The organism is Pedobacter deserti, assembly GCF_024436415.1.
GTDB classification, from domain to species: domain Bacteria; phylum Bacteroidota; class Bacteroidia; order Sphingobacteriales; family Sphingobacteriaceae; genus Pedobacter; species Pedobacter faecalis.
Window position 1 is genome coordinate 712,983 of record NZ_JAFMZQ010000001.1, and the last position, 12,855, is coordinate 725,837.

Here is a 12,855-nt window from a genome sequence, read left to right on the forward strand (position 1 = left end):
ATCCAATGAAGAAGAAAGTAGTTTTAGCATTTAGCGGAGGATTAGATACCTCTTTTTGCTGCATTTACCTGGCCCAGGACCGCGGATTAGAAGTACACTCGGTCATCGTAAATACCGGTGGTTTTTCGGATGAAGAACTTCAGGAGATCGAAAAGCGGGCTTATTCGCTGGGCGTTGCTTCTCATGCGGTGGTTGATGATACCACCAACTATTACAACAGCTGTATTAAATACCTGGTCTTTGGTAATGTGCTCAAGAACGCGACTTATCCGCTTTCTGTGAGTGCCGAGCGTGTGAGCCAGGCAACGGCAATTGCAAACTATGTGAAAAAAATCGGGGCCGACTATGTTGCCCACGGCAGCACAGGCGCAGGTAACGATCAGGTGCGTTTCGATATGATCTTTAATATTCTGATTCCTGAGGTGGAAATCATCACGCCGATCAGGGATCTGAAACTATCGCGTGAGGCAGAAATAGAATACCTGGCCAAGCATGGCGTAGAATATAGTGCCGAGAAAGCCAGATATTCCATCAATAAGGGGCTTTGGGGGACTTCAGTGGGCGGGAAAGAAACCTTGACTTCTCACGACACCCTTCCGGAAGAGGCATGGCCGACCCAGGTCACTGAAACCGAACCACGCAGGCTGGAGCTGACTTTTGAGCAGGGCGAACTTACTGGTATAGACGGGGAAGCGATGAGCCCGGTTAAGGCGATTCAGAAACTTCAGGCCATTGCACAGCCTTTTGGTGTTGGCAGGGACATCCACGTTGGAGATACCATTATTGGGATAAAGGGCCGCGTAGGCTTTGAAGCTGCGGCACCGATGGTGATCATAAAAGCGCACCATACGCTGGAGAAGCATATTCTTACCAAGTGGCAGCTGTCATGGAAGGAGCAATTGGCATCGTTTTACGGCAACTGGCTGCATGAAGGGCAGTTTCACGACCCGGTTATGCGCAATATTGAAGCCTTCCTGAAAGATACACAGGTGGTGGTGAGCGGGAAAGTATTCGTGGAGCTGCTTCCATACCGCTTTAATATTATCGGTATCGAGTCGGCACACGACCTGATGAGCAACAAGTTCGGCAGCTACGGCGAGATGAACAATGCCTGGAGCGGTGAAGACGTTAAAGGCTTTTCGAAGATTTTTGGCAACCAGGTCATGATTTGGCATAAAGTGAATGGCAATGAAGATTAAAGCAGGGATAGTAGGCGGCGCAGGATACACCGGCGGCGAAATGCTTCGCTTGCTGGTCAACCACCCTTCGGTAGAGATCATCTTTGTGCAGAGCAGCAGCAACGCAGGCAACCTGGTTTCAGATGTACATACCGACCTTTTTGGTGATACTGAGCTACGTTTTGCGGCGGGCTTGTCTGACAACATCGATGTGCTTTTCCTGTGTGTAGGCCATGGCGACGCTAAAAAATTTCTGGATGCGAACAGAATAGCCGATACCGTAAAGATCATCGACCTCAGTCAGGATTTCAGGTTGAAAGTGAATGCGGGCGCCGATTGGGTTTACGGTTTGCCGGAACTGAACAGGGAAACCATTAGACAAGCCGGGAAAATTGCGAATCCGGGCTGCTTTGCCACCTGCATCCAGGTCGGCCTCCTGCCACTGGCAGCAAATGGGCTGCTGAACCGTGAGATCCATATCAATGCCACCACGGGCTCAACCGGAGCGGGACAGAGCTTGTCGGCCACTTCACATTTCAGCTGGAGAAACAACAACCTGTCGGTCTACAAAGCCTTCGGACATCAGCACCTGAACGAGATTGGGGAGAGCCTCAAGCAGCTTGATGCTTCATTTGACGGCGAGATCAGCTTTATTCCGCAGCGTGGCGACTTTACCAGGGGTATTCTTGCAGCAATGTATCTCGACTGTTCGTTAACAGCTGAGGAGGCCGAAAAACTGTATACGGAGTATTATTCGGGTCATCCTTTTACGCATGTCAGCCCGAGAAATATCGACCTGAAGCAGGTCGTGAACACCAATAAGGCGCTGGTGCATGTCGAGAAACATGGCGGCAAGCTGTTTGTGGTCAGTATTATAGATAATTTATTGAAAGGTGCAAGCGGACAGGCCGTCCAGAACATGAACCTTATGTTCGGATTGCCTGAAAGCGAAGGGCTACGGCTTAAGGCCCAGGCTTTCTAGACCGGGGCCAACAAGACCTTTCTGTATTTATTTATCTGCCTTAACCGGCATTAACGACAACAACATGAATTTATTTGACGTATACCCTTTAAACAATATTGAAATAGCCAAAGCTTCGGGCAGTACCGTATGGGATGCTGAGGGACAAGAATATCTGGATCTGTATGGCGGACATGCGGTGATCTCTATTGGTCATACACACCCGCATTATGTAGGGCGACTGACAGATCAGCTGAACAAGGTGGGTTTTTATTCCAACTCTGTTCAGATTCCCCTCCAGGTAGAGCTGGCTGAAAAGCTGGGCCAGGTTTCCGGTAAAACAGACTACCAGCTTTTCTTGTGCAACTCGGGCGCAGAGGCAAACGAGAACGCGTTGAAGCTGGCCTCGTTTTACAATGGCCGCAAAAAGATTGTCGCCTTTAAAGGCGCTTTTCATGGCAGGACATCCCTCGCGGTTGCTGCCACAGATAACCCGAAGATCATTGCGCCGGTCAACGAAACCGATAACGTCGTGTTTCTGCCGCATAACGATGAAGGTGCACTGGCCAAAGCCTTCGCAGAATTCGGCAACGAGATCGCTGCTGTCATCATAGAAGGTATTCAGGGTGTTGGCGGAATCAGGGAGGCTTCGGTAAGTTTCCTGCAACAGATCCGTTCGCTTTGTGATCAGTACAATGCCGTGTATATAGCCGACAGCGTGCAATGTGGGTATGGCCGTACCGGGCTTTTTTATTCCCACGATTACGCAGGCGTAAATGCCGATATCTATACGATGGCCAAGGGTATGGGAAACGGTTTTCCCGTTGCAGGAATCTCGATATCGCCTAAGTTTAGTCCATGGCATGGCATGCTGGGCACGACATTCGGGGGAAATCACCTTGCTTGTGCAGCTGCGCTTGCCGTGCTCGAAGTTATTGAGCAGGACGAACTGATGAAGAACGCAGAGGACATAGGAAGTTACCTGATCGCCGAACTGCATAAGATAGAAGGCGTAAAGGAGGTGAGGGGACGCGGACTCATGATCGGGATAGAATTACCTGAATCGTTGTCAAACATAAAGAAAGACCTGCTGTTCAAGCATAAGATCTTTACCGGAGAGGCTAAGCCCAATGTGATCAGGCTGTTGCCTGCATTGAATCTTAGCAAGGCCCAGGCAGATCATTTTTTAAACGAATTTAAAATTGCTTTAAAAGGATGAACCAATTTACTTCCGTACACGATGTGCAAGACATCGGTAAGCTGCTCCGCGATGCGCTGGCTTTAAAGGAAAACCCCTATGCGCATAAAAGCCTTGGTGAGAACAAGACACTCGGACTGGTATTTTTGAACCCTAGTCTGCGTACCAGGCTTAGCACCCAGAAAGCGGCGCTGAACCTGGGCATGAGCGTTATGGTTATGAACATGGACAAAGAAGGCTGGGCTCTGGAAACCCAGGATGGCGTTGTGATGAACGGCACCACTGTAGAACATATCCGTGAGGCTGCAGCGGTAATGGGGCAATACTGTGACATCCTCGGGCTACGGTCGTTTCCGAAGCTGGCCGACCGCGAAGAGGATTACAGTGAAGATTTTTTCAACAAGTTTATAGCCTATAGCAAAGTTCCTGTAGTGAGTCTGGAAAGTGCCACGCGGCATCCTTTGCAGAGCCTGGCTGATCTGGTGACAATCAAAGAAACCTGGCAGGGCGCAGGCAAGCCGAAAGTGGTTCTTGCCTGGGCACCGCATATTAAAGCATTGCCACAGGCGGTGCCAAACTCGTTTGCGGAGTGGATGTGCAAGGCGCAGGAACTCGATATGCTCGATTTTACGATCGCCCAGCCGGAAGGATATGAGTTGAGTGAGGACTTCAGCAAAGGTGCGGCGATCAGTTACGATCTGGACGCAGCACTCAGCGGAGCCGACTATATCTATGTGAAGAATTGGTCGAGCTATAAAGATTACGGAAAGGTGCTGCCTTATCCGGAGGGCTGGATGCTGACCAATGAGAAGCTTACGGTGACCAACGACGCCAGGGTGATGCACTGTCTGCCCGTTCGCCGTGATCTGGAATTGTCGGCCGAAGTGCTCGACGGGCCCAGCTCGCTCGTAATCCATGAAGCCGGCAACCGCCTCTGGGCAGCGCAGGCAGTTTTAAAGCAAATGCTCGAAAAACTTTAAGGTATATGAAACAGCTCAGCGTCATTAAGATAGGTGGAAACGTTATCGACAATTCGGAAAAACTGCATGAATTTCTGACCGACTTTACCGCATTACCGGGAGATAAGATACTGGTGCATGGTGGTGGTAAGATTGCCACCGAACTGGGTCACTCCCTGGGTATCGAGGCTAAGATGGTGGATGGGCGCCGCATTACCGATATTGAGACACTGCGGATCGTGACGATGGTTTATGGAGGACTGATTAATAAGAATATCGTTGCCCAGCTACAAGCCCGGGCCTGCAATGCGATAGGGATGACTGGTGCCGACGGTAACGTCATCAAAGCGGTTAAACGTCCGGTGAAGGAGATCGACTATGGTTTTGTGGGCGATCTTGATACGGGTTCGGTATCGGCGACTGCGTTGAGCAGCTTACTCGAGGCCGGAATGGTTCCCGTGCTTTGTGCGATCACGCATGACGGCGATTCGCAGCTGCTAAATACCAATGCCGACACGATCGCCTCGGCAGTAGCCGTTGCTATGTCGGCCCGATACGACACATCGCTGATCTATTGCTTTGAGAAGAGGGGCGTTATGCGCGACATAGACGATGATAATTCGCTGGTATCTGAGATCAGAATGGATGAATTCGAAGGATTGAAGCAGGAGGGCATTGTTTCCGGAGGAATGATTCCTAAATTGCACAACGCTTTTGAAGCCATTAGAAGCGGCGTAAGCAATGTATATATAGGCAACGCCGATGAACTGTCGCATTTGGCGCAGCAGGGCTTTGGAACACGGTTAACAAAATAAGAACAGATGAAAAAATTTGCAGGCAATATCGCCATTCTCGGAAGCGGAAACATCGGAATCTCACTGGCCAAAGGCCTGGTGAAAGCCAGCTATGCGCGACCGGAGCAAATCAGTCTGACCAGACGTAATATTGCTCATCTGGGCGAATTTGCGGCGCAGGGTTTTGTGGTAAGTGCAGACAATGCGGCGGCGGCCGAGGCCGCCGAGATCATTGTGCTGGCCGTACTGCCGCAGCAGTTAAACCAACTACTCGATCAGATCCAGCCGGTCATTTCCGCCAGAAGGCATGTCGTTATATCCGTCGCCTCAGGTGTAAGCTGTGCTGACATCCGCGCCAAGCTCGGCGATGAGGTGCAGGTGATCAGAGCAATGCCGAATACGGCCATAGCCATCGGACAGTCGATGACTTGCGTAGCCAGCGATTCCGCAACTGCGTCAAATATAGCTGAGGTAACCAGTATGTTTGAAACTGTGGGCTCGGTAGTCAGGATCAATGAGGAGCTAATGACCTCTGCAACTGCGCTCTGCGCCTGTGGCATTGCCTTCTTTCTGAGGGCGATACGCGCCGCATCGCAGGGCGGAGTGGAGATCGGCTTCCATGCCGACGAGGCGCTGAAGATGGCTGTTCAGACTGCAAAAGGTGCAGCCGATCTGCTCCTGCAAATGGCATCGCATCCGGAACAGGAGATCGATAAAGTGACTTCGCCAAAAGGCTGTACCATCGCGGGACTGAACGAAATGGAACATAACGGGTTCAGCTCATCCCTGATCAAAGGCATCAAGCTGTCTGCCCAGAAAGCAGGCGCCTTATACACCAAAGAATAGCATTTATGATAGAACAAATACAGGCGGAATGCCTGGAGTTGCTCAAGCAATTAATACGTATCCAATCTTTTAGCAAAGAGGAAGATAAGACCGCCGATGTTATTGAGCAGTTCCTGCAGCAGCGCGGTGTCCGAACCCACAGGAAACTAAATAACGTATGGGCATATAACAAGCATTTCGATCCGGCCCGGCCCACATTATTACTGAACTCCCATCACGATACGGTTAAGCCCAATTCGGGCTATACGCGCGATCCCTACGATGCTGCGGTGGAAGACGGCAAGTTATATGGACTGGGCAGCAATGATGCCGGAGGATGCCTCGTTTCGCTTATTGGGACATTTCTGTATTATTATGATAGGGCGGATCTGGAGTACAACATCTGTCTGGCCACTACGGCCGAGGAGGAGATTTCGGGAAACAACGGCCTGGAACTTGTGCTTCCTGATCTTGGCGAACTAGAATTCGCGGTCGTAGGAGAGCCTACACAAATGAACCTGGCGATCGCTGAGCGCGGCCTGCTTGTCCTGGATTGCACGTCGACCGGTAAAGCCGGGCATGCCGCACGTGAGGAAGGCGATAATGCTATTTATAAAGCGCTTAAAGATATTGAATGGTTTAGAAACTACCGCTTTTCGAAGGTCTCGGAAGTATTCGGGCCGCTGAAAATGAGCGTCACGATCATCAACGCCGGGTCGCAGCACAATGTGGTGCCCGCGACCTGCACATTCACGGTTGACGTGCGTGTCACAGACGCGTACACAAACGAGGAAGTTCTTAAGATCATCCGCAACAATGTAGACTGCGATGTTAAGCCGAGATCGATCCGGCTCAAGCCTTCTTCTATCGACAAAGATCACCCTCTTGTCCGGTCCGGCATCGCATTGGGGCGGACAACCTACGGCTCGCCAACTACCTCCGATCAGGCCTTGCTAAGTATCCCCTCGGTAAAGGTGGGCCCAGGTGATTCCGGCCGTTCGCACATGGCAGATGAGTTTATTTATGTAGACGAGATCAGCGAGGGAATTGACCTGTATATCAGGATGCTCGGGCCTGTAATTCAGGCAGGAGAATGATTGGCTATAATTTATTGTATTTTTGAGGTATGAAGATCTGGCAGAAGAACGTAAACGTAAACAAGGATATTGAAACCTTCACGGTGGGTCAAGACCGTGAGCTGGACCTGCAGATGGCCGCTTTTGATGTGCTGGGTTCGCTGGCACATGTGCAGATGCTGGAAAGCATTGGCTTGATGACACCTGAGGATCTCCGGCTTGTACAAGGCGAATTGAAGCAGATCTATGCCGATATCCTTGCCGGAAAATTCCAGATTGAAGACAGTGTGGAGGATGTGCATTCACAGGTGGAATGGCTGCTTACTCAACGTATCGGTGAGGCAGGCAAGAAAATTCACAGTGGACGTTCACGGAATGACCAGGTGTTGGTCGATCTCAAACTGTTCTTCAGAAGCAGTATAGAGCAGCTGGTTGGTAACACGGCGCTGCTCTTCGGTAAACTTATTGAACTGAGCAATACGCATAAAGACAAGCTACTTCCGGGATATACGCATCTGCAGATTGCCATGCCTTCGTCCTTCGGCTTGTGGTTTGGTGCATATGCGGAGAGTTTGGTCGACGATATGGAACTGATGCTTGCCGCCTGGAAGGTCTGCAACAAAAACCCGCTTGGCTCTGCAGCAGGATACGGATCTTCCTTTCCGCTCAACCGGACGATGACCACCGCGCTGCTCGGATTTGAAACGCTGAATTACAATGTGGTCTATGCACAGATGGGCAGGGGCAAGACCGAGCGTATCCTTGCGCAGGCGATGTCTTCAGTCGCTGCAACGCTCGCCAAAATGGCGATGGACGTTTGCCTGTTCATCAACCAGAACTTTAATTTCATCAGCTTCCCGGCAGAACTTACCACCGGATCGAGCATTATGCCGCATAAAAAGAATCCGGATGTATTTGAACTGATCCGTTCGCGCTGCAATAAGATACAGGCATTGCCCAATGAGATTGCGATGATGACTACGAACCTGCCCTCTGGTTATCACCGAGACCTGCAGTTGTTGAAAGAAAACCTGTTTCCAGCCATCACATCGCTCAATGAATGCCTGGAGATGACGGCCTTTATGCTGCAGCATATCTCCGTCAAGGATGGCATTTTAAACGACAAAAAATACGATTACCTGTTTAGCGTAGAGGTGGTTAACGAGCTGGTTTTGAAAGGAACGCCTTTCAGGGAGGCCTATAAGATCGTTGGTGAAGCGATAGAACAGGGCAGCTTTAAACCAGATACCGATCTGCGCCATACGCACGAGGGCAGTCTGGGCAATCTCTGCAATGCGGAGATTGAAGGCATGATGGGCCAGGTACTTTCCCAGTTTGGCTTTGAGAAGGTTAATAACGCTATCCAGGAGCTGCTTGCCTAGGTGCGTGTAACTATTTGAACTCCGAGGTCTTGTGGAACTGAATATCCGGATAATCGCGCATGGTCATACTGATCATGAAGTCGTTGTCTGACAGGAACACAGGATTGCCGTCTTTGTCCTCGCCGATATGCTGCTGTTTGCGCTTCAGGAACTCTTCCAGTTTCTTTTTGTCGGTCGACGTAACCCAGGATGATCGCGTATAGCTCAGCATCCTGAAAGCAGCCTTAGCACCGTATTCATGTTCAAGACGGAATGCAATTACCTCAAACTGGAGTTCCCCTACAGCGCCAACCACCTTACGGTTGCCCGGCTGCATGATAAACAACTGCGCCACGCCTTCTTCTGTAAGCTGCTGTATGCCTTTTTCCAGCTGTTTGGTCTTAAGCGGGTCTCTGTTCTCCAGCTCCTTGAATATTTCCGGAGAAAAGCTTGGGATGCCCTTAAACTGGAGTTTCTCGCCTTCGGTCAGCGTGTCGCCTATTTTAAAGTTTCCGCTGTCGTACAAGCCTACGACGTCGCCCGGCCAGGCCTCTTCCACGATGCTTTTTTCGTTCGCCATGAAATCCATCGGGTTCGAAAACTTCAGCTTTTTGTCCTGGCGCGTATGATAATAGAATTTATTGCGCTCGAACTTACCTGAGCAAATGCGGAGAAAAGCAATACGGTCGCGGTGTTTCGGATCAAGGTTGGCGTGGATTTTAAAGACAAAACCAGAGAAGTTCTTTTCCTCGACCATTACCTCCCGCTGTTCAGCCTCGCGGCTTTTCGGACTTGGTGCTATGGTAATGAAGGTGTCCAACAATTCCTTGATTCCAAAGTTATTGATGGCACTGCCGAAGAACACCGGGGCAAGCAGACCTTCTTTATACAGTTCCTGATCCAGTTCGCCATAAACGCCCTCAACAAGCTCCAGGTCGCCCTTCAGCGTATCCAGTTCCTTTTCCTTTAAAAAGTTGACCAGGTTTTTGTCGTCCAGATCACTCACCTCTATAACCGGAGCACTGATTTTCGATTTATCCGGTTCAAAAAGGTTCAGGTGTTTATTATAGATGCTGTAAACCCCTTTGAATGTATGGCCCTGGCCAATTGGCCAGGAAAGCGGGCACAGACTGATATTGAGTTTATTTTCAATTTCGTCAAGCAGATCGAATGCATCCTTACCTTCCCGGTCCATCTTGTTGATAAAGATGATCACTGGAGTATTCCGCATGCGGCAAACCGACATCAGCTTCTCTGTCTGCTCCTCCACGCCTTTAACACAGTCGACCACCAGGATAACACTGTCGACAGCCGACAAAGTCCGGTAGGTATCTTCTGCAAAGTCCTTGTGCCCGGGCGTATCCAGTATATTGATCCGTTTGCCACTGTATTCAAAGCCCATCACTGAAGTTGCCACCGAGATGCCACGCTGCTTTTCAATTTCCATGAAATCGGAGGTATTGCTCTGGTTGGCCTTGTTGCGCTTTACCGCGCCGGCGGTATTTATGGCTCCCCCAAAAAGCAGGAACTTTTCAGTAAGCGTCGTTTTACCGGCATCGGGGTGAGAGATGATGGCAAATGTTTTACGTTTTTCTATTTCCGGATGGATCATAAAGGGTTAAGCCTGTGACAAAAGGCTGCAAAGATAAAAAAAACTGGTGTCTTTTTAAGGGACACCAGTTTAATGATTGACCAGCGGAATTTCTAACCCCTTCCGCCCCGCGAAGAACGGGAAGATTGCTCTCTTCCGCCACCTTGCTGGCTTCCGCGGCTTTCAGGGCCTCTCGAAGGTGCACTGCGTTCGATCCGCTGCGGCTGCGCCTGCTGCCTTGGTTCAACACGTCTTTCCTGACGCTGCGGTTGTGCCTGTGGCTGGCGTTCCTGCCGCTCCTGGCGTGCAGGGCGTTCCATACGCTGTGGTGCAGGCTGGGATTCGTTTGGTGCCTGCCTCATCACGCGCGGTTGTTCTGCCGGCTGAGGCCTCGATTCCTGCACTTCATTGGTCCTGTTTCTCGACACACGTCCTTCAGCACTGCGGCTTTCAACAGCCCGTCCGCTGCGGTCGTTATCACTTCCGCGAGAGATAGTCTCCCTGCCCTGCGGTCTTGATGAGCGTTCGCCAGCCTCGATGCGTGTACTGCGTTCAGGGCGGGTTGCAGTGTATCCTTCGCCCCTTACCGAGGTTCTTGGGGCAGCGGCCGTGCGGCCGTTATCGCGACTGCTTCTTGAAGGTGTATAGACCTCCAGGTTCCTGCCGCTGATGCCACTTCTGCCCGGTCTGCTTGTACGGTTTACCGAATATACATTTACATCACGTCCGGTATACCTGCTGATTTCAGCGGCCCTCGGTCCGCTGTAATATGTGCGGTTGTTCCGAACATAGGTATTGTTGATAATCGTCGTCCGGTTTATGATGGTCACGTTTCTGCGTGAATAATACCTTGGGAAATTGTCGTAATAGATGTTTCTGTGTGGAACAAATACCCACCATAAAGATGGAATATTAACGCTTACATTTACATGCATGCCGGGACCCAGAGGCGCCCAGCCGTAATAGCCGCCGCCGCTTCTCCAGCTTACCCAGGCCGGTCCCCAGACGGTATCAGGTATCCATACCCATTGGTTATAGCGGTTATATACCCAGCGACCGTAGTGAAACGGTGCCCATCCCCAGTCGTAATTAGACACCCAGGTGTTGCCATACTCCGTCATCACCCATCGGCCATTAGAATAATATGGCCGGAAATCACTTTGATCCACATCGGGGCGCCAAACATAGCCATACTGCGGATCCTGGATCCAGGTCCCGTAAGGTGACAGCTCATCATAGAAGGATTGGAGCGAAACCTCCTCGTCCTGAGCCATAACCTGTTGTGTGCTGCCGGTCAGCAGGAGCAGTAGCCCCAGCACGATTGCCGGTAATTTGATCATGTTGTTCATTTGTGTGTGTGTTTAATTTACCTAACGCTCTTTATATGTCAATATGAGTTCCAAATGGCGACAAAGTTTAATTTGTCTGAGAAATATTACATTGACTAGTGTAGTTAAAGCATAATATTAGTTCGTTGTTCAAACTTTTTAAAATATTTAGTTTCGATGAGACGACTCAACTCGTCTTTACCTTATATCAGGATGCATTATTTGTCCTGATTCCATAAAAATTCTCAGAAAAATAGTTCAAGTACCTAAAATATAGTTCTTTTGCTACATGAATAAAACCCAGCCAGGCACACTGTTCCTGATTCCCGTACCCCTTGCCGATGCTGCAGCGCAGAAATCCTTTACCCCTTACCTGGTCGACACCATCAATAGTATTGATACTTATATTGTTGAGAACGAAAAAACGGCAAGAAAATTTCTTAAGGAGGCGGGAATTAGGCTGCCTCAGCAGCAACTTATTATACACGACTATGGAAAGCATAACCGCAATAGCCCCGTAGGTAACTTTTTTAAACAACTGTTGTCCGGTAAAGATGTAGGGCTTATGAGCGAAGCCGGCTGTCCTGGTGTGGCTGATCCCGGGGCGGACATTGTTGCTGAAGCGCATAAACGTGGCGTGCGGGTAGTTCCGCTTGTAGGGCCAAGTTCTATACTGCTTGCATTGATGGCTTCAGGCTTTAGTGGGCAAAGCTTTACTTTTCATGGCTACCTGCCGATCGATAAGGCTCAGCGTTCGAGGAAGCTCAGGGAACTTGAACAGCTCGCCGAGCGAAATAGGCAGACGCAGCTGTTTATAGAGACCCCTTTTCGAAACAATCAACTTTTTGAAGAAGTGCTGAAGACCTGTCAACCCAGCACTGCCTTTTGTGTAGCATGCGACCTTACCGCTGAAAGCGAATATATAAAAACACAGTCGGTTGCACTGTGGAGAAAGGAAAAGCCGGATCTTCACAAACGTCCGGCGATTTTTCTGATTTACAGGAATACCTAACGGTACATCTGTTTTCCGTCTATAAAGTCCAGTACACTGTCGGGTACAAAGAACTGTACGTTGCGGCCCTCTTTGATCGCATTCCTGATGAAGGTAGATGAGATGTCCATTTGAGGTGTATCGGTTATCGTTACGGAGGGATGACCTTTCCACACCGATAGGTCTGCTCCTGGCCTCGGATACACAAAAATCTGGTAATCCCTAAGCAGAAGCTCGTAATTCTTCCATTTTTTGAAAGAAGCCATATTGTCTGCTCCCATGATCAGAACAAAGTCCTTTCCAGGGTAGCGTTCCCTTAAATATGTTAGCGTATCAATGGTGTAGGAGGGCTGGGGAAGTCCGAACTCGATATCGCTGACTTTGAGCTGCTCACTATTTTCAGTCGCCAGCCGCGCCATCTCCAGCCTGTCGTACATGTTTGCCAGATTGCTTCGCTTTTTCAGCGGATTATGAGGCGAAACGACCAGCCAGACCTCTTTCAGCCCGGTAAATCCCGCCATATAATTGGCAATAACCAAATGGCCGGTATGAATGGGGTTAAAGGAACCGAAAAATAATCCCGTTTTCATTGG

Annotated in this window: 12 protein-coding genes; 9 read left to right on the forward strand and 3 right to left on the reverse strand. The window is 49.9% G+C overall.

Annotated elements, in window-relative coordinates; all coding sequences use genetic code 11:
- Window positions 1-5: 5 nt before the first annotated feature.
- The 8 genes from argG to argH all read left to right on the forward strand — a co-directional run bounded on the left by argG (window position 6) and on the right by argH (window position 8,373).
- A complete protein-coding gene (gene argG, locus J3P40_RS03320; protein ID WP_256002958.1) occupies window positions 6-1,199 on the forward strand; it encodes an argininosuccinate synthase in 1,194 nt (397 codons plus the stop codon).
- Complete coding sequence (gene argC, locus J3P40_RS03325) at window positions 1,189-2,160, forward strand: N-acetyl-gamma-glutamyl-phosphate reductase (RefSeq protein ID WP_256002959.1); 972 nt, start codon at window positions 1,189-1,191, stop codon at window positions 2,158-2,160. The genes argG and argC overlap by 11 nt, the downstream gene beginning before the upstream one ends.
- Window positions 2,161-2,224: 64 nt before the next feature.
- Window positions 2,225-3,358 (forward strand): aspartate aminotransferase family protein, encoded by a 1,134-nt coding sequence (locus J3P40_RS03330; protein WP_256002961.1) that lies wholly within the window; start codon window positions 2,225-2,227, stop codon window positions 3,356-3,358.
- Window positions 3,355-4,317 carry a Rossmann-fold NAD(P)-binding domain-containing protein gene (locus tag J3P40_RS03335; RefSeq protein WP_256002964.1) on the forward strand — a complete coding sequence of 321 codons (963 nt, stop codon included), beginning with the start codon at window positions 3,355-3,357 and terminating at the stop codon, window positions 4,315-4,317. Before J3P40_RS03330 ends, J3P40_RS03335 begins: the two co-directional genes overlap by 4 nt.
- A 5-nt stretch (window positions 4,318-4,322) precedes the next feature.
- On the forward strand, window positions 4,323-5,111 hold the full coding sequence (argB, locus tag J3P40_RS03340; protein WP_256002967.1) for an acetylglutamate kinase: 789 nt from the start codon (window positions 4,323-4,325) through the stop codon (window positions 5,109-5,111).
- Between the two features lie 6 nt (window positions 5,112-5,117).
- Window positions 5,118-5,936, forward strand: a complete 819-nt coding sequence (gene proC, locus J3P40_RS03345) for a pyrroline-5-carboxylate reductase (RefSeq protein WP_256002968.1) — start codon at window positions 5,118-5,120, stop codon at window positions 5,934-5,936.
- Window positions 5,937-5,941: 5 nt separating this feature from the next.
- Window positions 5,942-7,012: a M20 family metallo-hydrolase gene (locus J3P40_RS03350; RefSeq protein ID WP_256002969.1), complete on the forward strand. Its 1,071-nt coding sequence runs from the start codon at window positions 5,942-5,944 to the stop codon at window positions 7,010-7,012.
- Between the two features lie 29 nt (window positions 7,013-7,041).
- Window positions 7,042-8,373 carry an argininosuccinate lyase gene (gene argH / locus J3P40_RS03355; protein WP_256002970.1) on the forward strand — a complete coding sequence of 444 codons (1,332 nt, stop codon included), beginning with the start codon at window positions 7,042-7,044 and terminating at the stop codon, window positions 8,371-8,373.
- Window positions 8,374-8,383: 10 nt separating this feature from the next.
- Here the strand turns inward: argH and J3P40_RS03360 are convergent, their stop codons facing one another.
- Window positions 8,384-9,964 carry a peptide chain release factor 3 gene (locus J3P40_RS03360; RefSeq protein WP_256002971.1) on the reverse strand — a complete coding sequence of 527 codons (1,581 nt, stop codon included), beginning with the start codon at window positions 9,962-9,964 and terminating at the stop codon, window positions 8,384-8,386.
- 92 nt (window positions 9,965-10,056) lie between these two features.
- Window positions 10,057-11,292 carry a DUF6600 domain-containing protein gene (locus tag J3P40_RS03365; RefSeq protein WP_256002973.1) on the reverse strand — a complete coding sequence of 412 codons (1,236 nt, stop codon included), beginning with the start codon at window positions 11,290-11,292 and terminating at the stop codon, window positions 10,057-10,059.
- Window positions 11,293-11,560: 268 nt separating this feature from the next.
- On the opposite strand from J3P40_RS03365, the gene J3P40_RS03370 reads away from it, so the two are divergent.
- Window positions 11,561-12,283, forward strand: a complete 723-nt coding sequence (locus J3P40_RS03370) for an SAM-dependent methyltransferase (RefSeq protein WP_256002975.1) — start codon at window positions 11,561-11,563, stop codon at window positions 12,281-12,283.
- On the opposite strand, the gene nadD is transcribed toward J3P40_RS03370, so the two are convergent.
- The gene (gene nadD, locus J3P40_RS03375) at window positions 12,280-12,852 is read right to left on the reverse strand and encodes a nicotinate (nicotinamide) nucleotide adenylyltransferase (protein WP_256002976.1); all 573 of its coding nucleotides are present in this window, start codon (window positions 12,850-12,852) and stop codon (window positions 12,280-12,282) included. The two genes, J3P40_RS03370 and nadD, sit on opposite strands and share 4 nt — an antisense overlap.
- Between the last annotated feature and the right edge of the window lie 3 nt (window positions 12,853-12,855).

Coding starts and splice junctions, on each gene's coding strand:
- argG (WP_256002958.1), top strand. CDS start 6: ATGAAGAAGAAAGTAGTTTTAGCATTTAGCGGAGGATTAGATACCTCT.
- argC (WP_256002959.1), top strand. CDS start 1,189: ATGAAGATTAAAGCAGGGATAGTAGGCGGCGCAGGATACACCGGCGGC.
- J3P40_RS03330 (WP_256002961.1), top strand. CDS start 2,225: ATGAATTTATTTGACGTATACCCTTTAAACAATATTGAAATAGCCAAA.
- J3P40_RS03335 (WP_256002964.1), top strand. CDS start 3,355: ATGAACCAATTTACTTCCGTACACGATGTGCAAGACATCGGTAAGCTG.
- argB (WP_256002967.1), top strand. CDS start 4,323: ATGAAACAGCTCAGCGTCATTAAGATAGGTGGAAACGTTATCGACAAT.
- proC (WP_256002968.1), top strand. CDS start 5,118: ATGAAAAAATTTGCAGGCAATATCGCCATTCTCGGAAGCGGAAACATC.
- J3P40_RS03350 (WP_256002969.1), top strand. CDS start 5,942: ATGATAGAACAAATACAGGCGGAATGCCTGGAGTTGCTCAAGCAATTA.
- argH (WP_256002970.1), top strand. CDS start 7,042: ATGAAGATCTGGCAGAAGAACGTAAACGTAAACAAGGATATTGAAACC.
- J3P40_RS03360 (WP_256002971.1), bottom strand. CDS start 9,964: ATGATCCATCCGGAAATAGAAAAACGTAAAACATTTGCCATCATCTCT.
- J3P40_RS03365 (WP_256002973.1), bottom strand. CDS start 11,292: ATGAACAACATGATCAAATTACCGGCAATCGTGCTGGGGCTACTGCTC.
- J3P40_RS03370 (WP_256002975.1), top strand. CDS start 11,561: ATGAATAAAACCCAGCCAGGCACACTGTTCCTGATTCCCGTACCCCTT.
- nadD (WP_256002976.1), bottom strand. CDS start 12,852: ATGAAAACGGGATTATTTTTCGGTTCCTTTAACCCCATTCATACCGGC.